This is a genomic window from Streptomyces sp. enrichment culture (assembly GCF_964273255.1).
In the GTDB taxonomy this organism is placed as follows: Bacteria; Actinomycetota; Actinomycetes; order Streptomycetales; family Streptomycetaceae; genus Streptomyces.
In genome coordinates this window covers 1,774,697-1,795,123 of sequence record NZ_OZ186835.1, presented here as the reverse complement: position 1 = coordinate 1,795,123, position 20,427 = coordinate 1,774,697, and the positions used below count along the sequence as shown (strand labels likewise).

The window sequence follows — 20,427 nt, the reverse complement described above, 5'->3', positions numbered from 1 at the left end:
GGAGCGCCCCGCCGACGGGGCCGGCCGGGAGCGGTCAACCCCGTCGGCGGGGGGCGGCGCCGGGACGAAGTAGTCTTGAGCCCATGCCTGAACGCCGTACCGTCGCACTCGTCACCCTTGGCTGCGCCCGTAACGAGGTGGACTCGGAGGAGCTCGCAGGCCGTTTGGAGGCGGACGGCTGGCAGCTCGTGGAGGACGCCGAGGCCGCCGACGTCGCGGTCGTGAACACCTGTGGCTTCGTCGAGGCGGCCAAGAAGGACTCCGTCGACGCCCTCCTCGAGGCCAACGACCTCAAGGGGCACGGGAGAACGCAGGCCGTCGTGGCGGTGGGCTGCATGGCCGAGCGGTACGGCAAGGAACTCGCCGACGCCCTCCCCGAGGCGGACGGCGTGCTCGGCTTCGACGACTACGCCGACATCTCCGACCGCCTCCAGACCATCCTGAACGGCGGCATCCACGCCTCCCACACTCCGCGCGACCGGCGCAAGCTGCTGCCGATCAGCCCGGCCGAGCGGCAGGACTCCGCCACGTCCGTCGCGCTGCCCGGCCACGCCCCCGTGGACCTCCCCGACGGCCTCGCCCCCGCCTCGGGCCCCCGCGCACCCCTGCGCCGCCGCCTGGACGGCACCCCGGTCGCCTCCGTGAAGCTGGCCTCCGGCTGCGACCGGCGCTGCTCCTTCTGCGCCATCCCCTCCTTCCGCGGTTCCTTCATCTCCCGCCGCCCCAGCGACGTGCTGAACGAGACGCGGTGGCTGGCCGAACAGGGCGTGAAGGAGATCATGCTGGTCTCCGAGAACAACACCTCCTACGGCAAGGACCTCGGCGACATCCGCCTGCTGGAGTCGCTGCTGCCCGAGCTGGCGGAGGTCGACGGCCTCGAGCGGGTGCGCGTCAGCTACCTCCAGCCGGCCGAGATGCGCCCGGGGCTGATCGACGTGCTGACCTCCACCCCGAAGGTCGCCCCCTACTTCGACCTGTCCTTCCAGCACTCCGCGCCCGGCGTGCTGCGCGCCATGCGCCGCTTCGGTGACACCGACCGCTTCCTGGAACTGCTCGACACCGTCCGGAGCAAGGCGCCGCAGGCGGGTGTGCGCTCCAACTTCATCGTCGGCTTCCCCGGCGAGTCCGAGGACGACCTGGCCGAGCTGGAGCGGTTCCTCAACCACGCGCGCCTGGACGCCATCGGCGTCTTCGGCTACTCCGACGAGGAGGGCACCGAGGCGGCCACCTACGACCGCAAGCTGGACGAGGACGTCGTCGCCGACCGGCTGGCGCGCGTCTCCCGGCTGGCCGAGGAACTGGTCTCGCAGCGCGCCGAGGAGCGCGTCGGCGAGACCGTGCACGTGCTGGTGGAGTCCGTCGACGAGGAGGAGGGCGTGTACGGCCGTGCCGCGCACCAGGCTCCGGAGACGGACGGCCAGGTGCTGCTCACGAGCGGCGAGGGTGTGCGGGTCGGCCGTATGGTCGAGGCGAAGGTGGTGGGCACCGAGGGTGTCGACCTGGTGGCCGAGCCGCTGTTCCACGGCTCGCTCGCACACATCGAGGAGGCGGGCAGATGACGGGCGCCCCGGCATCCGCGGCAGGCGGCCCCTCCGGCGCGAGGAGGCCGACGGCGGCGAGTGCCGCCCCGGGAGCGGTCCCGGGGCCGGTGGCCGGACGTCCGGCGGCCCGCAGGGCCGGGGACGCGGCACCGGGGAACGACCGGCTGCCGAGCGGCGGGGCGAGCGCCTCCGGCGCGGCCGACCGCCCGGCCGACGACGCCGGCACGCGGGCCCGCGGCGGCAAGATCACGGCCGCCGCGGTCAACCAGGCCAGCGTCTGGAACATCGCCAACCTGCTGACCATGCTCCGGCTGCTGCTGGTCCCGGCCTTCGTCATGCTGATGCTGGCCGACGGCGGCTACGACCCGGCGTGGCGGTCGCTCGCCTGGGCGGCCTTCGCGATCGCCATGATCACCGACCTGTTCGACGGCCACCTGGCGCGCACCTACAACCTGGTCACCGACTTCGGGAAGATCGCCGACCCCATAGCCGACAAGGCGATCATGGGGGCGGCGCTGATCTGTCTCTCGGCGCTGGGCGATCTGCCGTGGTGGGTCACCGGCGTCATCCTCGGCCGGGAACTCGGCATCACCCTGCTGCGTTTCCTGGTCATCCGCTACGGAGTCATCCCCGCCAGCCGCGGCGGCAAGCTGAAGACCCTCACCCAGGGCGTGGCCGTCGGCATGTACGTCCTGGCGCTGACGGGGCCGCTGGCGACGCTGCGCTTCTGGGTGATGGCCGCGGCCGTGGTGCTGACCGTCGCCACCGGACTGGACTACGTGCGCCAGGCCGTGATCCTGCGCAGGCGGGGAATCGCCGAGCGCCGCGCGTCGTTGGAGGAGAAGGAAGCGTGAGTTCGACGGCCGCCCAGGTGGTGCGACTCCTCACGGTGAACGGCGGGACGCTGGCCGTGGCCGAGTCGCTCACGGGTGGCCTGGTGGCGGCGGAGATCACCGCCGTACCCGGGGCGTCCCGGGTCTTCCGTGGGTCGGTGACCGCCTACGCCACCGACCTGAAGCACCGACTGCTCGGCGTCGACGACGCCCTGCTGGCAGCGCGCGGCGCCGTGGATCCGCAGGTCGCGGCGGACATGGCGGCCGGCGTGCGCAGGGCGCTGGGCGCCGACTGGGGCATCGCCACGACCGGCGTGGCGGGCCCCGATCCCCAGGACGGGCAGGAGGTCGGGACGGTGTTCGTGGCCGTCCACGGGCCCTCCGGGACCGGTTCTGGTTCCCTCGCCGATGGAAAAGTGGAGCGACTGCGGTTGAACGGCGGCCGCGCGGAAATTCGTATGGAGAGTGTACGCAGCGTACTCGCACTGCTCCTGAGGGAGCTTGCGGACGAACAGACCGGAAATGAGCGGGCACAGGATACGGAACGGAACGGGGGGTTTTGATGTTTGCAGCCCAGAGTGAACACGACATCGCTCCCCGCACGGCCGCGGCGCGAGGCGGTACGGTGGGGCGAGAAGGATGCGGCTACACGGTCCGAGGAGGGAGCCACCGATGATTCTGCTCCGTCGCCTGCTGGGTGACGTGCTGCGTCGGCAGCGCCAGCGCCAGGGCCGTACTCTGCGCGAAGTCTCCTCGTCCGCCCGAGTCTCACTCGGCTATCTCTCCGAGGTGGAGCGGGGGCAGAAGGAGGCTTCCTCCGAGCTGCTCTCCGCAATCTGCGACGCGTTGGACGTACGGATGTCCGAGCTCATGCGGGAAGTGAGCGACGAGCTCGCCCTCGCGGAGCTGGCCCAGTCTGCTGCAGCGACCCCCAGCGAGCCCGTCACCACGCCGGTACGTCCGATGCTCGGTTCCGTCTCGGTGACCGGTGTGCCGCCGGAACGGGTGACCATCAAGGCGCCCGCCGAAGCGGTGGACGTCGTCGCCGCCTGAGCGCGGTGGCGCACCCCGCGTGGCGTGACGCTGAGAGATGCCCCGGTAGGGGCCTTTCCGGGACTCCCGGGAAGGTGCCGCCGGGGTTTTCGCTTGTCCGGACCCGCCCCGCGGGGCGCCCGCCGCGGCCGTTGTGTGCGTTTGCCGGTACGCCGCGTGGCGGTCATCGTTGAGGGAGAAGACGGTGGGGGTGACCCCGGAGGTGCGGATGTACGTCGTGAAGAGCCCGTTGTCCGATGCGAACCTGAAGACCGTGTCCGAGGCGCTGCAGGGCGCGCTCGTCGACCTGGTGGACCTCTCACTGGTGGCCAAGCAGATCCACTGGAACGTCGTCGGGCCGCGGTTCCGCTCGGTGCACCTCCAGCTCGACGAGGTGGTGACGGTCGCCCGGACCCACTCCGACACGGTCGCGGAGCGCGCCGCGGCGCTCGGTGTCTCGCCCGACGGGCGGGCCGCGACGGTCGCCGTCGGCAGCGGTATCGGGGTGACGCCGGAGGGGTGGGTCGACGACACGGCCGCGGTGGGCGCGCTGGTGGACGCCCTCGGCGCGGTGATCGCCCGGATGCGGGAACGGGTGACGTCGACCGAGGAGGCGGATCCGGTGAGCCAGGACATCCTCATCGCCGTGACCGCGGACCTGGAGAAGCAGCGCTGGATGTTCCAGGCCGGGAACGGCTGAGCGGGCTGCCCTCCGGCGCCGCCGTGGACCCGCGGCGGCGCCACGGACGCGCCCGCGGTCCGGGGCGCCGGGCGCCGGGCGGGAGGTGGCGGCCGTGACCGGGTGCATAGTGCGCCGGGGGGCCGCTGTGGGGCTGGGAGTGCTGTGGTGCTGGGCGGTGGCCCGGCTGGTGTACGCGCCCGACGCGGGCGTCCTGGAGGGTGCCGTCGCCGCCGGCGGCTGGGGGCTGAGCGTGCTGCCGGTGCACTGCGTGCCGAAGGCGGGCGCACAGGGGGCGCTCGCGGCGGGACGGTGGCGGCGGGCGTGGAACGCGGGGCGGGACGGGGGCAGGGCGGCCGGTGAGGGCCTGGGGCGTCCGCGTGCCGGCGGAACGGGCGGCCGGTGAGGGGACACCGCACCGCCGGACCGGCTCGACGCCGGCCGTGAGCCGGTGGTGGCCGTAGGGGCCGAGGGAGGGCGTCCTGGCCCTTCTCGCCGGTCGGTGGGGCCGGAGCGGCGGTGGTCGGGCAGCCCCGGGCGGTCGCGGCGGGAACGAGAGGTGTGGCCCGGCCAGGTGTGCCGCCGTCCAGGTGGAGTGCGAGACCTCGGAGGCGGTGACGCGGACGGTCCTGCCGCCGGTCAGGGGACCCGGGCCGCACGCGGGACCTGACGGGCGGTCAGCGGGCGGGCGCGGGGCCCGGCTGGCAGACGGGGCACCAGTACGTGGGGCGCTCACGGGAGCCGTCGCCCTGCTCGGCGACCCGGACGGGTGTGCCGCAGCGGCGGCAGGGACGGCGCCGGCGGCCGTACACGTACAGGTCCTCGCCCCGTCGGCCCGTGGTGGTGCGGACCGGGCGCTCGCGGTTGAACTCCAGCAGCTCCCGGGCGAGGCCCACCAGCCGGGCGGCGCGGTCGGCGGGGAGCTGCCCGGCCGGCAGCCACGGGGTGACGCCGAGCAGGAAGCAGAGCTCGCTCTTGTACACGTTGCCGATGCCGGCGAGGTTGCGCTGGTCCAGCAGGGCCTCGCCCAGCGGACGGTCGGGGTCCTTGAGGAGGTTGGCCATTGCCACGTCCGGATCCCAGTCGGGGCCGAGGAGGTCCGGACCGAGGTGGCCCACGGCGCGTTCCTCCTCGGCGGTGCGCAGCAGCTCCAGCACGGGCAGGCGGTAGCCGACGGCCGCGTGGCCGGTGTTGGCCAGGATCGCCCGGATCTGGTGGGCCGGGCCCCCGTTCCAGCGCTGCCCGGGCTCGAACACCCGCCACGAGCCGTCCATCCGCAGGTGCGAGTGCAGGGTCAGACCGCCCTCGATGCGGGTCAGCAGGTGCTTGCCGCGCGCGGTGACGTCGAGGACCGTCCGGCCGGTGAGGTCGGCGGTGGCGAAGCGGGGCACGCGCAGGTCGCTGCGGACGAGCACCCGGCCGGCCAGGGCGTCGTCCAGTCGCTTCGCGGCCTGCCAGACCGTGTCTCCTTCGGGCATGGGTCCAGGGTGGCACGCCGGGCCCCGCCCGGGCCGCCGGTCAGGGGCGCAGGCGCAGCCCGCGGGGCGTGGCGACGAAGCCGGCGCCCTCCAGGAGCGGGCCCAGCGGGGAGGTCAGGGACGGGGTGCCGTTGACGCGCTCGACCGTGACCGTGCCGAGCGAGCCCGCCCGGGCGGCTTCCGCCAGGGCCTGTGCGGCGGCCGGCAGCCGGGGGTCGTCGGCGGGCGCGCCGTCCGGGTCGGCGGGCCAGGCCAGCAGCGTCTTGCCGCCCCGTTCCATGTACAGGGTCAGTTCCCCGTCGACCAGCACCACCAGCGAACCGGCCTTGCGGCCCGGCTTGTGTCCGGCGCCGTCCGGCGGCTCTGGCCAGCCCAGGGCCGCCCCGTAGGCGTTCGCCGGGTCCGCGGCGGCCAGCACCACCGCCCGCGACGCGGTGTCCGGGCCGGTGCGACGGCCCGCGAACGGGTCGTAGGAGGAGCGCCCGCCGTTCTGCCAGGGCGGCGGGGCCTGCGTCCGGGGCCGGTCGCGCGGGGAGACGTAGTCGCCGGGAGCCGGCCGGTGCGTCCCGTCCGGTTCCCAGGGGTCCGGCCCGGCCGGGAATCCGGGCAGGTCGCCGGGGCCCGGGAACGCCCCGTGGGCGCTGTCGGATCCGGCGGCCGCGAAGGGGTCCGGGCCGGGGGCGGCGGGGACGGCGTCGCCCCGGTCGCGGGCGTTGGCCGCCGCGCGGAGGCGGTCGACCGCGCCGTCCATCGCGAACTGGGCGGCACCGAGCCCTTCCACCACGTACCCGCGGCGCGCCTGCCCGGTCTCCTCGAAGGCGGCCAGGATGCGGTACACCGCCGAGAAGCCGCCCTCGACACCCTCTGCTCCGACGGCGCCGCGGGTCACCACGCCGTGCCGGTCCAGCAGGGTGCGGGCCAGCGCGTGGGCGCGCACCGTGGGGTCCGGTTCACGGTCCGGCAGCAGCGACCAGCGGCCGCCGACGGTGGGCGGGCCGGTGCGCGCGCTGCCGCGGGCGGCGGCGGTCAGCGAGCCGTAGCGCCCGCGCGGGACCTGGCGCTTGGCGCGGTGGGCCGTGGAACCGGCGGTGCGGCCCGAGCCCAGCAGGGCCCGCAGGGGACCGAGCGTGTCGTTGGTCAGCCGCCCCGACCAGGCCAGGTCCCACAGGGCGTCGGCCAGTTGCGGGTCGGTGGCCTCGGGGTGCGTGGTGGCACGGACCTGGTCGGCGATCTGGCGGAAGAACAGGCCGTAGCCGCCCGCCAGGGTGGTCAGCACGGACTCGTGGAGCGCGGTGAGCTCCAGCGGATGCGGCGGCGGCAGCAGCAGGGGAGCCGAGTCCGCCAGGAGGAGCGAGACCCAGCCGTCCTTGCCCGGCAGCGAGCCGGCGCCGGCCCACACCACCTCGCCCGCGGCGGTCAGCTCGTCGAGCATCGCCGGGGTGTAACCCGCCACGCGGGACGGCAGCACCAGCTTCTCCAAGGCGGACGCGGGCACCGAGGCCCCCTGCAACTGCTCCACCGCGCGCACCAGGCCGTCGACGCCGCGCAGCGCGTGCCCCCTGCCGATGTGCTGCCACTGGGGGAGGAACTGGGCCAGCGCCTGGGGCGGCACCGGTTCCAGCTCCTGCCGCAGGGCGGCCAGGGAACGGCGGCGGAGCCTGCGCAGCACGGCCGCGTCGCACCACTCCTGGCCGATGCCGGCCGGATGGAACTCGCCCTGCACGATGCGGCCCGCCGCCGAGAGCCGCTGGAGCGCACCCTCGGTGACGGCCACCCCCAGGCCGAAGCGGGCCGCCGCGGTGGCGGAGGTGAACGGGCCGTGGGTGCGCGCGTACCGGGCGAGGAGGTCGCCGAGGGGGTCCCGGACCGGTTCGGTGAACGCCTCCGGCACCCCGACCGGCAGCGCCGTGCCCAGGGCGTCCCGCAGCCGTCCGGCGTCCTCGATCGCCGCCCAGTGGTCCGCCCCGGCCACGCGCACCCGGATGGCGCGCCGCGCGGACGCCAGTTCCCGCGCCCACTGCGGCTCGGCGCCCCGTTCGGCGAGCTCGGCGTCGGTGAGCGGCCCGAGCATCCGCAGCAGGTCGGCGACGCCCTCGACGTCCTTCACCCGCCGGTCCTCGGTGCGCCACTGCAGCTCCCGCTCCAGCTCGGCCAGGACGTCGGCGTCGAGGAGTTCGCGCAGCTCCGCCTGTCCGAGCAGCTCGGCCAGCAGCCGGGAGTCCAGCGACAGGGCGGCGGCGCGGCGCTCGGCGAGCGGCGAGTCGCCCTCGTAGAGGAACTGCGCCACGTACCCGAACAGCAGGGAGCGGGCGAAGGGGGACGGCTCGGGCGTGGTCACCTCCACCAACCGCACCGTACGCGCCTCCAGGTCGCCCATCAGCTCCACGAGCCCGGGAACGTCGAAGACGTCCTGGAGGCACTCGCGGACCGCTTCCAGGACGATCGGGAACGAGCCGAACTCACCGGCCACCTGCAGCAGCTGGGAGGCGCGCTGCCGCTGCTGCCACAAGGGCGTCCGGCGGCCCGGGTTGCGGCGCGGCAGCAGCAGCGCCCGGGCCGCGCACTCCCGGAACCGGGACGCGAACAGCGCCGACCCGCCCACCTGGTCGGTGACGACCTGGTCGACCTCGCCCTTGTCGAAGACGACGTCCGCAGCGCCGACGGGCGCCTGGTCCGCGTCGTACGCGGTGCCCGCCCGCGCGGGCTCCTGGTCGAGGAGGTCCAGGCCCATCAGGTCGGCGTCCGGCAGCCGCAGCACGATGCCGTCGTCGGCGTGCATCACCTGGGCGTCCATGCCGTACCGCTCGGACAGGCGCGCCCCCAGCGCCAGCGCCCACGGGGCGTGCACCTGGGCGCCGAACGGGGAGTGCACGACGACCCGCCAGTCGCCCAGCTCGTCGCGGAAGCGTTCCACGACGATGGTGCGGTCGTCCGGGACGTGGCCGCACGCCTCGCGCTGCTCGGCGAGGTACGACAGGACGTTGTCGGCGGCCCAGGCGTCCAGCCCCGCCGCGACCAGCCGGAGGCGGGCGTCCTCCGCGGACAGCGACCCCACCTCGCGCAGGAACGCGCCCACCGCGCGGCCCAGCTCCAGGGGGCGGCCCAGCTGGTCGCCCTTCCAGAAGGGGAGCCGTCCGGGCACCCCCGGGGCGGGGGAGACCAGGACGCGGTCGCGGGTGATGTCCTCGATGCGCCAGGAGCTGGTGCCCAGGGTGAACACGTCGCCCACACGGGACTCGTAGACCATCTCCTCGTCCAGCTCGCCGACCCGGCCGCCGCCCTTCTTGGGGTCGGCGCCCGCCAGGAACACCCCGAACAGGCCCCGGTCGGGGATGGTCCCGCCGGAGGTCACCGCGAGGCGCTGCGCTCCCGGGCGGCCGGTGATCTCACCCGTGACCCGGTCCCACACCACCCGGGGGCGCAGCTCGGCGAACGCGTCGGACGGGTAGCGGCCGGCCAGCATGTCCAGGACGCCCGTGAACGCCGACTCCGGCAGGGACGCGAACGGCGCCGCCCGGCGGACCAGGGCCAGCAGGTCGTCGAACTGCCAGGTGTCCATGGCGGTCATGGCGACGAGCTGCTGGGCGAGGACGTCCAGCGGGTTGGCCGGGACCCGCAGGGACTCGATGGAACCGGAGCGCATCCGCTCGGTGACCACGGCCGCCTGGACCAGGTCGCCCCGGTACTTGGGGAACACCACGCCCGTGGACTCCGCGCCCACCTGGTGGCCCGCGCGCCCGACACGCTGGAGCCCGGAGGCCACCGACGGCGGCGACTCCACCTGCACCACGAGGTCCACGGCGCCCATGTCGATGCCGAGTTCGAGGCTGGAGGTGGCGACCACGGCCGGCAGCCGGCCCGCCTTCAGGTCCTCCTCGACCTGGGCGCGCTGCTCCTTGGACACCGAGCCGTGGTGGGCCCGCGCGATGACCGCCGGCGCGCCCTGGGCGGCCCCCGAACCGCCCATCAGCTCCGCGGGGGAGTGCTGCTCGTCCAGCGGTTCCCCGGTGGCCCGCTCGTAGGCGATCTCGTTGAGCCGGTTGCACAGGCGCTCGGCCAGGCGGCGGGAGTTCGCGAAGACGATCGTCGACCGGTGGGACTGGACCAGATCGGTGATCCGCTCCTCGACGTGCGGCCAGATCGACGGGCGTTCGGCGCCCTCCGAACCGTCGGCGACGGGGGAGCCGCCCAGCTCCCCCAGGTCCTCCACCGGGACCACCACGGACAGGTCGAACTCCTTGCCCGACTCCGGCTGGACGGTCTCCACCCGGCGGCCCGGGGACAGGAACCGGGCCACCTCGTCGACCGGGCGGACCGTCGCCGACAGACCGATGCGGCGGGCCGGCTCGGGCAGCAGCTCGTCGAGCCGCTCCAGCGACAGCGCCAGGTGCGCCCCGCGCTTGGTGCCCGCGACCGCGTGCACCTCGTCCAGGATCACCGTCTCCACGCCCGACAGCGCGTCGCGCGCGGCCGAGGTCAGCATGAGGAACAGGGACTCCGGCGTGGTGATCAGGATGTCCGGCGGGCGCGTGGACAGCGCGCGGCGCTCGGCGGGCGGGGTGTCACCGGAACGGATGCCGACCTTCACCTCGGGCTCGGGCATCCCCCGGCGCACCGCCTCCTGCCGGATGCCGGTCAGCGGGCTGCGCAGGTTGCGCTCCACGTCGACGGCGAGGGCCTTCAGCGGCGACACGTACAGGACCCGGCAGCGCTTCTTCGGGTCGGCGGGCGGGGGCGTGGAGGCCAGCTGGTCCAGGGCCGCGAGGAACGCGGCCAGGGTCTTGCCGGAGCCGGTGGGGGCGACGACCAGCACGTCCGAGCCCTCGTGGATGGCCCGCCACGCCCCGGCCTGCGCCGCGGTGGGCGCGGAGAACGCCCCCGAGAACCAGCCACGGGTCGCGGGGGAGAAGCCGTCCAGGGCGTGATGCGGAGAGCCGACCATGCGTCCATCCTGCACCCGGGCACCGACAATGGCCCTGAGCTGCCCGGACGGCACGGCGCGCGCCCCCGCGGCGGGCCCGGCGCGGCCCCGGACCGAGCGCTCACCGGGCCGTGGCCGCCGGAGCGGGGGGCCCGCGCGGCCGTGGCCGGGACGGCGTGACAATGGCCGTATGGCCGAAACGGGCGGGGAGCGCGCACGGCACTGGCAGTACGAGGAACTGCCCGGTGTCGACCTGCTGCGTGCCCGGTACATCCGCAAGACGTTCGTCCGGCACACGCACGAGCACTTCGTGATCGCCGCCATCGCCGACGGCGTGGAGATCTTCCACCACGGCAACGGCGACCAGTACGCCGGTGCCGGGGCTCTCGCCCTCGTCAACCCGGACACCCCGCACACCGGCCGGGCTGGCGTGCCCGAGGGGTGGCGGTACGGCGCCGTCTACCCCTCGCCCGAGGTGGTCGGCGCCATCGCCGCCGAGACCACCAGCCTGCGCGGCACGCCCGGCTTCGTGACCCCGGTCCTGGACGACCCCTACACGGTGCGCCTGGTCCACCAGGTGCTCCGGGCCACCGACGAGGGCAACGCGCTCGCCGCCGACACCCTGCTGAAGGTCGTCGTGACCCGCCTGCTGCGGCGCAACGGCGGCAACCTGCCGCGACGGGAGGTGCGGACCGCGGGCGCCCGGACCGCGGCCCGCGCGCGGGCCCTGCTCGAGGAGCGGATGGCCGCGCCCCCGACGCTGGAGCAGCTGGCCGCCGAACTGGGAACCAGCCCGTTCGCCCTCCTGCGGGCGTTCCGGGACGCCTACGGCATGCCGCCGCACACCTGGCTCACCGACGCCCGGGTGCGGCGCGCCCGGCGGCTGCTGGACGCGGGGACGCCTCCGTCGCAGGCCGCCCTGGAGGTCGGCTTCACCGACCAACCGCACCTGAACCGGCACTTCAGCCGCATGATCGGCGTCCCGCCGGGCGCCTACCAGCGCGAGCGTCTGAACGCCGGACGGAACGAACAGGCCGGGCGGAACGAACAGACCGGAGGGACCGGAGAGACCGGACGGCACGAGCAGACCGGAGGGACCGGGGCGCCCGGTCTGCGAAGCGGGCGCAAGAACGTACAAGACGCACCGCCCGGCCTCGTCCTACCGTCCGGCGTGTGGCATCAGAACAGACAGTGGCAGTGAATCTTCCGGACACCGCGGAGGAGAAACCCGACCGCGCCGTCGTCCGGGACGCCCTCGGTGTGGGCGTGGCGGTCGGACTCTCCGGGTTCGCCTTCGGCGTGACCTCGGCGGGCAGCGGGCTGACCCTGCTCCAGACCTGCGTACTGAGCCTGCTGGTCTTCACCGGAGCCTCGCAGTTCGCCCTGGTGGGGGCCATCGCGGCGGGCGGCAGCCCGTTCACGGCGGCCGCCGGGGCGTTCTTCCTGGGCGTGCGCAACGCCTTCTACGGACTGCGCCTGTCCCAGCTGCTGGCCCTCCCGCGCGCCGTGCGGCCCTTCGCCGCCCAGTGGGTCATCGACGAGACGACCGCGGTCGCCCTCGCCCAGCCCACCCGGCGCAGCGCCCGCCTCGGCTTCGTGGTGACAGGGCTGAGCCTCTACGTGCTGTGGAACCTCACCACGCTGCTCGGCGCCCTCGGTGCCGAGGCGATCGGCGACACCGCCACGTGGGGCCTGGACGCGGCCGGCCCCGCGGTGTTCCTGGCGCTGCTCGCACCGATGCTGCGGACCACCACCGAACGTCTCGTGGCCGGGCTCGCCGTCCTGCTGGGGCTCGGTCTCCTGCCCGTCCTGCCGGCCGGGGTGCCGGTCCTGGTGGCCGCCCTCGCCGCACCGGCCGTCCTGTGGGCGCGGGGCCGTGCCCTCGGCGCCCGGGGGCGGGCCCAGGGCGCGTCGCGAGCGGGTGCGCGGGACGACGTGACCGAGGAGGACCGTTGACCATCTGGATCGCCATCGGCGTGACCGTCCTCGGCTGCTACGCCGTCAAGCTGGCCGGTCTCATGGTCCCGGCCGGTGTCCTCGAACGGCCCCTGGTGCGGCGTCTGGCGGCACTGGTCCCGGTCGCCCTGCTCGCCGCCCTCACCGCCCAGCAGACGTTCGGCGACGGGCAGGCCCTGGTGCTGGACGCACGGGCGGCGGGGCTGGGCGCGGCCGCCGTGGCCCTCGTGCTGCGGGCTCCCTTCCTGGTCGTGGTGGCGGCGGCCGTCGTGGTGACGGCGGGCGTGCGGGCCCTGGGCGGCTGAGCCACCGGCGAGCGCGGGCGGGGCGTCGGACCGGCGGGGTCCGGTCGATCCGGGGGTTATGCGCTCCCTGCGCGCCCCGGAGCACACTCCGGGGCGCGCAGGCGCTCCGCATCAGTCGACCGAGCGCCCGTACGCCCGGAGGGTGCGCAACGCGTCGATCGTCACCAGGGGGCCGGACTCCAGGGCCGGCGCCGGTGCCCAGGGACGCCACCGGACCGGCCAGCCGCCGTCCTCCTGCTGCTCGGCGGCCAGGAAGTCGAGCGAGCGTTCCATCTCCGCGTCCGTGAACCACGCCCGGGCGAGCGAGCGCGGAGCCGGCGCGTAGTCGTGCGGGAAGTGGTGCTCCCCGGGGGCGTAGCCGGGAGCGACCGGGTGGCTGTCACGGTCGTCCGGGTCGAGCACCGCGAGCCGCTGCCCGCGCACCAGCCGGCCCAGCCGGTCGGCCGCGGCCCGCGCGCGGGGACGGTCCGGGACGGAGTCCAGGAAGGCCACGGCGGCCCGCACCTCGTAGGGGTGGGACTCCGTCAGGTTCTCGACGGCGTGCCAGCAGAAGTCGGTGGCGCGGAACAGCCAGGCGTGCCACACCTCGTTGCGGTGCAGCAGGCCCACCACCGGCCCGGTGGCGAGCAGCTCGCTGGGCGGGTCGTCCACCACCGGCACGAAGGGCGCCGTCGGGTAGCCGCGCTGGACCGGGTGCACCGCCGGGAGCGCGCCGTCCGCGGTGGAGACGGACGTCAGGTACCGGCACACCTGCTCCGCGCGCCGGCCGCCGCAGCGGCCCACGGCGTCCAGGACACGCAGCGCGTGGGCGGTGTGCAGCGGCTGGCTGACCGGACCGCGCAGATCGGGCTCCAGGGCGTGGCCGTACCCGCCGTCGGGATTGCGGTAGGCGTCCAGGGCGGTCTCCACCGGGTCGGCGGCGCCGCCCCGGAAGTCGTGGGCGAAGAGCCGCTGTTCGAGCACGCGCGCGGTGAGCCAGACGAACCGCTCGGCCCGCGCGAGCGGGGTGCGCGTCCGGGACGTGGGGGGTGCCGGGGACGGTGGGGCTGTGGAAGCTCTCGTGTCGGCCATGGGTCCGACCGTAGAGCGCGGAGCGGCCCCCGCAGGCGGCCCCGGCCACCGGCCACCCCGCAGGCGGGATACTGGAGGCATGCGGTTGACGGTCTTCTGGCAGCGGATGGCGGAGCACTTCGGTGCGGGCTACGCCGACACCTTCGCGCGCGACCACGTCATGGCCGAGCTCGGCGGACGCACGGTGCACGAGGCACTGGCGGCCGGCTGGGACGCCAAGGACGTCTGGCACGTCGTCTGCTCCGTGATGGACGTTCCCCGGGAAAAGCGCTGATCGTCACAGTGACCGCCGGACGGCAGACGGCTGTCGGTGCCGTGGGCGAAACTTGATCCGTGGCACCCACTGACGAGGCCGGGCAGGCAGCCCAGCACCCCCCGACGCTCGGCGCACCCACCCCTGCCGGCCCCCCGGGCGGGCCCCCTCCGGCCGACCCCGTGGCCGGGCAGGGTTCCGGCATGCCGCGCTGGCTGCCGCGTGCCATGGTGCTCGCGCTCGCCCTCATCGCCGTGTTCCAGCTGGGCAGCTGGGCCTTCCACGAGCTGACCGGCCTGCTGATCAACATCCTCATCGCGTTCTTCCTGGCGCTCGCCGTCGAACCCGCGGTGAGCTGGATGGCGGCGCGCGGGGTGCGCCGGGGCCTGGGGACCTTCCTGGTGTTCCTCGGGGTGCTGATCGCGGCGGCGGGCTTCGTCACGCTGCTCGGGTCGATGCTCGCGGGGCAGATCATCAAGATCGTCGAGGACTTCCCGGAGTACCTCGACTCCGTCATCAACTGGATCAACGGCCACTTCCACACCGAGCTGCGGCGCGTGGACATCCAGGAGGGGCTGCTGCGGTCCGACTGGCTGCGCACCTACGTGCAGAACAGCGCCACCGGTGTCCTCGACGTCTCCGCGCAGGTGCTCGGCGGGCTGTTCCAGCTGCTGACCATCGCCCTGTTCTCGTTCTACTTCGCCGCCGACGGGCCCCGCCTGCGGCGCACCATCTGCTCCGTCCTGCCGCCGGCCCGGCAGGCCGAGGTGCTGCGCGCCTGGGAGATCGCCGTCAACAAGACCGGCGGCTACCTCTACTCGCGCGGTCTCATGGCCCTGATCTCGGGCGTCGCGCACTACATACTGCTGGAGTTCCTGGAGGTGCCCTACGCGCCGGTGCTGGCGGTGTGGGTGGGCCTGGTCTCGCAGTTCATCCCGACCATCGGCACCTACCTCGCGGGCGCCCTGCCCATGCTGATCGCCTTCACGGTCAACCCCTGGTACGCGCTGTGGGTGCTGATCTTCGTGGTGATCTACCAGCAGTTCGAGAACTACGTGCTGCAACCCAAGCTGACCTCCAAGACCGTCGACATCCACCCGGCGGTCGCCTTCGGCTCGGTCATCGTGGGGACCTCCCTGCTCGGTGCCGTCGGGGCGCTGATCGCCATCCCCGCCATCGCCACGCTCCAGGCGTTCCTGGGCGCGTACGTGAAGCGGTACGACGTCACCGACGACCCGCGCGTGCACGGCCACCGGGGGGCGGGCGCCGGACGCGGGATCGTCCGCGGTGCCGGACGGCTGTGGAGACGCCGCCCGGGGGCCGCACTCCCCGGCGACGACCGCGACGGGTCGTCGCCGGACGCCTGAACGCGGGGCCGCGGGGCCGCGGGGCCGGGAGCGCCGGGAGCGCCGGGGTGCCGGGGCGTTTGGGCTTCAGGCCCGGGGGCAGCCCGCGCCGGCGGAAGGCCGGGGGGACCGGGCGCGGTGTCCGGTGCCGAGCGGCGCGGTCGGTCCACGGCTCCTCCGTCGAGCGGCGGCGGTGCCCCGGACCCCACCCGCCACGTCGCCGCCCTGCCCCTTCCCCGGACCTCACCCGCCACGTCGCCGTCCCCTCCCTGCCCCGGACCTCACGCGCACCCCGGACCCACCCGCGGACCCGCGATCGCGATCCCGCGACACGCTCCGGGTGAGCTTGACACTGAAATCGAACATCCATTCTCATGGGGGTGCCGGTGGGGCTCGACGGTGGGTGTTCTGTTCCGGTTCGTAGGGATATGCACCCCGGTTGTCCACAGGCGGGACGTGCGTCGGGGCGCATTGTCAGTGGCAGGCGTTAGCGTCTTTGACGTGAAGCGATCGACTCAAGCAAATCGGGTGGAACCCATGGCAGGAACCGACCGCGAGAAGGCGCTCGACGCCGCGCTCGCACAGATCGAACGGCAATTCGGCAAGGGCGCGGTCATGCGCATGGGCGACCGGACGAAGGAGCCCATCGAGGTCATCCCGACCGGGTCGACCGCGCTCGACGTCGCCCTCGGCGTCGGTGGCCTGCCGCGCGGCCGCGTGGTGGAGATCTACGGCCCGGAGTCCTCCGGCAAGACGACCCTGACCCTGCACGCGGTGGCCAACGCACAGAAGGCCGGCGGCCAGGTCGCCTTCGTGGACGCCGAGCACGCCCTCGACCCCGAGTACGCGAAGAAGCTCGGCGTCGACATCGACAACCTGATCCTGTCCCAGCCGGACAACGGCGAGCAGGCCCTGGAGATCGTGGACATGCTGGTCCGCTCGGGCGCCCTCGACCTCATCGTCATCGACTCCGTCGCCGCGCTCGTGCCGCGGGCGGAGATCGAGGGCGAGATGGGCGACAGCCACGTGGGTCTCCAGGCCCGCCTCATGAGCCAGGCGCTGCGCAAGATCACCAGCGCGCTCAACCAGTCCAAGACCACCGCGATCTTCATCAACCAGCTCCGCGAGAAGATCGGCGTGATGTTCGGGTCCCCCGAGACCACGACCGGTGGCCGCGCCCTGAAGTTCTACGCCTCCGTGCGGATCGACATCCGCCGGATCGAGACGCTCAAGGACGGCACCGAGGCGGTCGGCAACCGCACCCGCTGCAAGGTCGTCAAGAACAAGGTGGCGCCGCCCTTCAAGCAGGCCGAGTTCGACATCCTCTACGGGCAGGGCATCAGCCGCGAGGGCGGCCTGATCGACATGGGCGTGGAGCACGGCTTCGTCCGCAAGGCCGGCGCCTGGTACACCTACGAGGGCGACCAGCTGGGCCAGGGCAAGGAGAACGCCCGCAACTTCCTCAAGGACAACCCCGACCTCGCCAACGAGATCGAGCGGAAGATCAAGGAGAAGCTGGGCGTGGGCGTACGGCCGGAGGAGCCCGCCGCCGAGGCCGGCCCGGACGCCGCCGATGCCGCGGCTCCGGCCGCACCCGCCGCCGTACCCGCTCCCACGGCCAAGGCAGCCAAGTCCAAGGCCGCCGCGGCCAAGAGCTGACCCGTGACCCGGCGGACCGACTGGGCCGAGTACGACATCGCTGCCTCCGACACCCCTCGTGGGGGACGAGGCGGCGACGGCCCGGTCCCGGGTGAAGGCCCGCTGCACGAGGGCCGGGCCTACCGTGCCGGCACACACGGAACCGTGCCGGACGCGGAGCAGGCCGACCGGTACGGAACGGACGGGCCGTCCGCGTACGACGCCGACGAGGGCGGGCGGCGCCGGGCGCGCGGCCGACGGGGGGACGGCCCGCGTGACGGCGGGCCGGGCGGTGGACGCGGCCGCCGACGCCGGACCTTCGGCGACGCGGCCGCGGAGGACGGGGGCACCTCCTCCTCGTCGAGGGCCGAGCGGGAGGAGCCCCCGGGGGACCCGGTCGAGCGGGCCAGGGCCATCTGCCTGCGCCTGCTCACCGGGACCCCGCGCACCCGCAAGCAGCTCGCCGACGCCCTCCGCAAGCGGGAGATCCCCGACGAGGCCGCCGAGGAGGTGCTGTCCCGGTTCGAGGAGGTCGGACTGATCAACGACAGTGCCTTCGCCGACGCCTGGGTGGAGTCCCGGCACCACGGACGCGGCCTGGCCCGGCGCGCACTCGCCCGGGAGCTGCGCACCAAGGGCGTCGATCCGACGCTGATCGACGCCGCCGTCTCCCAGCTCGACTCCGAGCAGGAGGAGACCACCGCCCGCGAGCTGGTCGCCCGCAAGCTGCGTGCCACCCGCGGGCTGGACCGCGACAAGCGGATACGCCGCCTCGCCGGCATGCTCGCCCGCAAGGGCTACCCCGAGGGCCTCGCCCTGCGGGTGGTCCGGCAGGCGCTGGAGGAGGAGGGCGAGGACACGGACTTCCTCGGGGACGCCACCGACTGAGGACACGGGTACGGCCGCCTCAAGCGGCTCCGGGGCGACACCGGCCCACCCCTTCCGGTGCCCCGCCTCTTCCGGCGCCCGCCCAGCCGTGCGGCCGCCGTGACCCCTGGTCCCACTGCGGTGCCACGGCGCTGCTCCGGCGGGGCGTGGACGCACGGGGGCGGCAGTCGGCGCGCGGGGGAAAGGGAGGAACGCGAATCAACAGGACGTGCGACACACGCGGCCCGCGTAACGGACGAGGTCCATGTGGGCCCTCCGCCAGAGGTGCACGCAGGCGTCGGTCACGGCGGGAGTACACCACGGGGCGGACTGCGCCTTCAACTCACGACCACCAGGTGACATCCGGGCAAGGGCAGGGGCAGGGCGGGTGACGGCATGTCGGCAGCATGCGTGTGGTCGTGCCGCCAAGCGCGCCATGTCACGGGCGCCGGGGCTTCGGGGCGCCGGGAGGCCGGGAGGCCGGGGCCTGGTGGCCCGCCGGAGAGCGCGCACGGAAGACCCTGTCCCGCGTCCACCCGTGACGGCAGGTCACCGACGCGGGGAGAGCCGGGAGGAGCGCGCGCCGCCCCGACTGCGCCGCCACCCGGGGCGCGCGCCGTAGCGAGTGCGCTGCCGTGGGGTGCGCGCGCCGCGTCAAGCGCCCGGCCGTCAGGGCGAGACGGTCTCCGCCTTCGCTTCCGCCTCGCTCTCCGTGCCGGCTTCCGGGCCGGAGCCCGTGTCCGCGCTCGCCGGACCGCCGAGCACCGTCTCGGCCGCCGCGTGGAGATCCGCCGGCCGGACTCCGTTCAATGCCGTGACCAGGTGCCCGTCCGGACGGACCAGCAGCACCGTGTGTGCCGCCGCCCCCGGGTACTCCTCGGCGACCAGCAGTTCCGCCGGATGCGGCAACGCCGCCACGGCGGCGGCGAGCCGGGGCATGATGCCGGCGGAGACCCAGTGCCGACGCGCCCACACGCCCGTGCCGGGGGCGATCAGCACCACGAGCAGGGCACCCCGCCCGAGCCGGTCCCGCAGGGGGACGAAGGTGCCGTCCTCCGCGGTCACGACGACATCCGTGACCGGCGCGCCGGGTGCCGTGCCGACCGGTACCGCACCCTCCAGGCCGTGCGGCGTGAGCGGCGAGGCGTCGTACGCCCCCGGGGAGCCGACGGGGCCCTGTCCCAGGTGACCGTCCATCAGGAGCGCGTCGTGCCCGCGGCCCCGCCCGGGCAGCCGGACGCGCAGCCCGCCGCCGCCGCGCAGCAGCGGCAGTGTCTGATCGGCCGCCCGCAACCGGGCGGCGACGAGGGCCCGCCGCTCGGTCTGGTAGCTGTTGAGCAGTGCCTCGTGCGGACCGTGGTGCCAGGCCAGCGCCAGTTTCCAGGCGAGGTTGTCGGCGTCGCGCAGTCCCTCGTCCAGGCCGTGCGTGCCGAGCGCACCGAGCAGGTGGGCCGCGTCCCCGGCCAGGAACACGCGGTCCGCGCGCCAGCGCCGGGCCAGCCGGTGGTGGACGGTGTGGACGCCGGTGTCGAGCAGGTCGTACGGCGGGGTCGGGCCGCCGGTCCAGCCCGCCAGGGTCTCCCGGACGAGCGTCAGGAGCACTTCCGGGGTGACCAGGTCCTTGCCGGGTGGGAGCAGCCAGTCCAGCCGCCAGGCCCCGTCCGGCAGCGGTCGCGCGGTGATCTCCCCGGCGGAGGGCCCGCCGGTGCGCCACGGCGGCAGACGGTGCAGCAGGGCCACGTCGTCCCAGGGCAGGTCGGCCCGCAGCGCCGCCACGGCGTGCCGCTCCACCGCCGTACGGCCCGGGAAGCGGATGTCCTGCAGCTTGCGCACGGTCGAGCGGGGGCCGTCGCAGCCGACGAGATAGCTGCCGCGCCACCACGTGCCCGCCGGTCCGCGGGTGTGGGCGGTGATGCCTGAAGGTTCCTGCTCCAGTGAGTCCAGGCGGCTGTCCACGGCGATCTCGACCAGCGGTTCGCCCGCCAGGGCCGCGCGCAGGGCGTGGGTCAGCTCGTGCTGGGCGATGTGCAGCGGAGCGGGTTCACCGGTGTCCTCGAAGAACACCTCGCGCATCACCTGCTTGCGCCGCATCGACCGCCATCCGGCCCAACGCGCGCCGTACGCGTCCAGGGACACCCCGGTCAGTCTCTCCAGGAGCGCCGCGGTGTCCTCGCGCAGCACGACGGTGCGCGCGAGTCGTGACTCGTCCTTGCCCGGCCCCTCGTCGAGGACCACGCAGGGCACTTCCTGACGCGCCAGCGCCAGGGCGAGCGTGAGCCCGACGGGCCCCGCTCCGACGATGATCACCGGGTCCACGGCGCTGCGTCCCCTGCTCGAAGTGACGTCCCGGGGGACAGGAATGAACAGGAAAATGGAGCAGGGTGCACGATCACACAACGTATGCAACCCATTGCCGGTGCTTGCGTCAAGTGACCGCAGCGGGTGGCGATCATGAAGGTCGCCGGAGCGTGTCACACCAATGGACTGCTCGGTACGGGCGTGTACCC

Annotated in this window: 17 protein-coding genes; 13 read left to right on the top strand and 4 right to left on the bottom strand. The window is 74.5% G+C overall.

Features of this window, described 5'->3' with window-relative positions:
- The first annotated feature begins 83 nt into the window (after nt 1-83).
- The 6 genes from rimO to ACSU53_RS07595 all read left to right on the top strand — a co-directional run bounded on the left by rimO (nt 84) and on the right by ACSU53_RS07595 (nt 4,491).
- A complete protein-coding gene (gene rimO, locus ACSU53_RS07620; RefSeq protein ID WP_437025840.1) occupies nt 84-1,559 on the top strand; it encodes a 30S ribosomal protein S12 methylthiotransferase RimO in 1,476 nt (491 codons plus the stop codon).
- Complete coding sequence (gene pgsA / locus ACSU53_RS07615; protein ID WP_437025838.1) at nt 1,556-2,395, top strand: CDP-diacylglycerol--glycerol-3-phosphate 3-phosphatidyltransferase; 840 nt, start codon at nt 1,556-1,558, stop codon at nt 2,393-2,395. The genes rimO and pgsA overlap by 4 nt, the downstream gene beginning before the upstream one ends.
- Nucleotides 2,392-2,937, top strand: a complete 546-nt coding sequence (locus ACSU53_RS07610; protein ID WP_437025836.1) for a CinA family protein — start codon at nt 2,392-2,394, stop codon at nt 2,935-2,937. Before pgsA ends, ACSU53_RS07610 begins: the two co-directional genes overlap by 4 nt.
- Before the next feature lie 109 nt (nt 2,938-3,046).
- Nucleotides 3,047-3,427, top strand: a complete 381-nt coding sequence (locus ACSU53_RS07605) for a helix-turn-helix domain-containing protein (RefSeq protein WP_164347000.1) — start codon at nt 3,047-3,049, stop codon at nt 3,425-3,427.
- A 208-nt stretch (nt 3,428-3,635) separates the two neighbouring features.
- On the top strand, nt 3,636-4,106 hold the full coding sequence (locus ACSU53_RS07600; protein ID WP_192233787.1) for a Dps family protein: 471 nt from the start codon (nt 3,636-3,638) through the stop codon (nt 4,104-4,106).
- 94 nt (nt 4,107-4,200) lie between these two features.
- Entirely contained in the window at nt 4,201-4,491 is a 291-nt protein-coding gene (locus ACSU53_RS07595) for a hypothetical protein (RefSeq protein ID WP_437025834.1), read from the top strand.
- Nucleotides 4,492-4,762: 271 nt separating this feature from the next.
- On the opposite strand, the gene ACSU53_RS07590 is transcribed toward ACSU53_RS07595, so the two are convergent.
- Nucleotides 4,763-5,563 carry an Fpg/Nei family DNA glycosylase gene (locus ACSU53_RS07590; RefSeq protein ID WP_437025832.1) on the bottom strand — a complete coding sequence of 267 codons (801 nt, stop codon included), beginning with the start codon at nt 5,561-5,563 and terminating at the stop codon, nt 4,763-4,765.
- 40 nt (nt 5,564-5,603) lie between these two features.
- Nucleotides 5,604-10,505, bottom strand: coding sequence for an ATP-dependent helicase (locus ACSU53_RS07585; RefSeq protein WP_437025830.1), 4,902 nt, complete (start codon nt 10,503-10,505; stop codon nt 5,604-5,606).
- Nucleotides 10,506-10,674: 169 nt separating this feature from the next.
- On the opposite strand from ACSU53_RS07585, the gene ACSU53_RS07580 reads away from it, so the two are divergent.
- From ACSU53_RS07580 to ACSU53_RS07570, 3 genes are read left to right on the top strand one after another with little or no spacing between them, the layout of a single operon-like run.
- Complete coding sequence (locus ACSU53_RS07580) at nt 10,675-11,685, top strand: AraC family transcriptional regulator (RefSeq protein ID WP_437025828.1); 1,011 nt, start codon at nt 10,675-10,677, stop codon at nt 11,683-11,685.
- Nucleotides 11,658-12,440: an AzlC family ABC transporter permease gene (locus ACSU53_RS07575; protein WP_437025826.1), complete on the top strand. Its 783-nt coding sequence runs from the start codon at nt 11,658-11,660 to the stop codon at nt 12,438-12,440. Before ACSU53_RS07580 ends, ACSU53_RS07575 begins: the two co-directional genes overlap by 28 nt.
- Nucleotides 12,437-12,745 (top strand): AzlD domain-containing protein, encoded by a 309-nt coding sequence (locus ACSU53_RS07570; protein WP_437025824.1) that lies wholly within the window; start codon nt 12,437-12,439, stop codon nt 12,743-12,745. The genes ACSU53_RS07575 and ACSU53_RS07570 overlap by 4 nt, the downstream gene beginning before the upstream one ends.
- 111 nt (nt 12,746-12,856) lie before the next feature.
- Here the strand turns inward: ACSU53_RS07570 and ACSU53_RS07565 are convergent, their stop codons facing one another.
- The gene (locus tag ACSU53_RS07565) at nt 12,857-13,816 is read right to left on the bottom strand and encodes a hypothetical protein (protein ID WP_437025822.1); all 960 of its coding nucleotides are present in this window, start codon (nt 13,814-13,816) and stop codon (nt 12,857-12,859) included.
- 79 nt (nt 13,817-13,895) lie between these two features.
- Here ACSU53_RS07565 and ACSU53_RS07560 point away from each other — a divergent pair, with 79 nt between their 5' ends.
- From ACSU53_RS07560 to recX, 4 genes are all read left to right on the top strand, one after another.
- Entirely contained in the window at nt 13,896-14,090 is a 195-nt protein-coding gene (locus ACSU53_RS07560; protein WP_362096114.1) for a DUF3046 domain-containing protein, read from the top strand.
- Between the two features lie 59 nt (nt 14,091-14,149).
- Nucleotides 14,150-15,436, top strand: coding sequence for an AI-2E family transporter (locus ACSU53_RS07555; protein ID WP_437025819.1), 1,287 nt, complete (start codon nt 14,150-14,152; stop codon nt 15,434-15,436).
- A gap of 516 nt (nt 15,437-15,952) precedes the next feature.
- Nucleotides 15,953-17,074, top strand: a complete 1,122-nt coding sequence (gene recA, locus ACSU53_RS07550; protein WP_437025818.1) for a recombinase RecA — start codon at nt 15,953-15,955, stop codon at nt 17,072-17,074.
- 3 nt (nt 17,075-17,077) lie between these two features.
- A complete protein-coding gene (gene recX, locus ACSU53_RS07545) occupies nt 17,078-17,941 on the top strand; it encodes a recombination regulator RecX (protein ID WP_437025816.1) in 864 nt (287 codons plus the stop codon).
- A gap of 648 nt (nt 17,942-18,589) precedes the next feature.
- On the opposite strand, the gene ACSU53_RS07540 is transcribed toward recX, so the two are convergent.
- Nucleotides 18,590-20,236 (bottom strand): FAD-dependent monooxygenase, encoded by a 1,647-nt coding sequence (locus ACSU53_RS07540; RefSeq protein ID WP_437025814.1) that lies wholly within the window; start codon nt 20,234-20,236, stop codon nt 18,590-18,592.
- Between the last annotated feature and the right edge of the window lie 191 nt (nt 20,237-20,427).

What these genes read in the sequence shown, in the direction of transcription:
- ACSU53_RS07565 (WP_437025822.1), bottom strand. Translation starts at nt 13,816, where the DNA reads ATGGCCGACACGAGAGCTTCCACAGCCCCACCGTCCCCGGCACCCCCC.
- ACSU53_RS07580 (WP_437025828.1), top strand. Translation starts at nt 10,675, where the DNA reads ATGGCCGAAACGGGCGGGGAGCGCGCACGGCACTGGCAGTACGAGGAA.
- pgsA (WP_437025838.1), top strand. Translation starts at nt 1,556, where the DNA reads ATGACGGGCGCCCCGGCATCCGCGGCAGGCGGCCCCTCCGGCGCGAGG.
- ACSU53_RS07590 (WP_437025832.1), bottom strand. Translation starts at nt 5,563, where the DNA reads ATGCCCGAAGGAGACACGGTCTGGCAGGCCGCGAAGCGACTGGACGAC.
- recA (WP_437025818.1), top strand. Translation starts at nt 15,953, where the DNA reads ATGGCAGGAACCGACCGCGAGAAGGCGCTCGACGCCGCGCTCGCACAG.
- ACSU53_RS07585 (WP_437025830.1), bottom strand. Translation starts at nt 10,505, where the DNA reads ATGGTCGGCTCTCCGCATCACGCCCTGGACGGCTTCTCCCCCGCGACC.
- ACSU53_RS07600 (WP_192233787.1), top strand. Translation starts at nt 3,636, where the DNA reads ATGTACGTCGTGAAGAGCCCGTTGTCCGATGCGAACCTGAAGACCGTG.
- ACSU53_RS07560 (WP_362096114.1), top strand. Translation starts at nt 13,896, where the DNA reads ATGCGGTTGACGGTCTTCTGGCAGCGGATGGCGGAGCACTTCGGTGCG.
- rimO (WP_437025840.1), top strand. Translation starts at nt 84, where the DNA reads ATGCCTGAACGCCGTACCGTCGCACTCGTCACCCTTGGCTGCGCCCGT.
- ACSU53_RS07605 (WP_164347000.1), top strand. Translation starts at nt 3,047, where the DNA reads ATGATTCTGCTCCGTCGCCTGCTGGGTGACGTGCTGCGTCGGCAGCGC.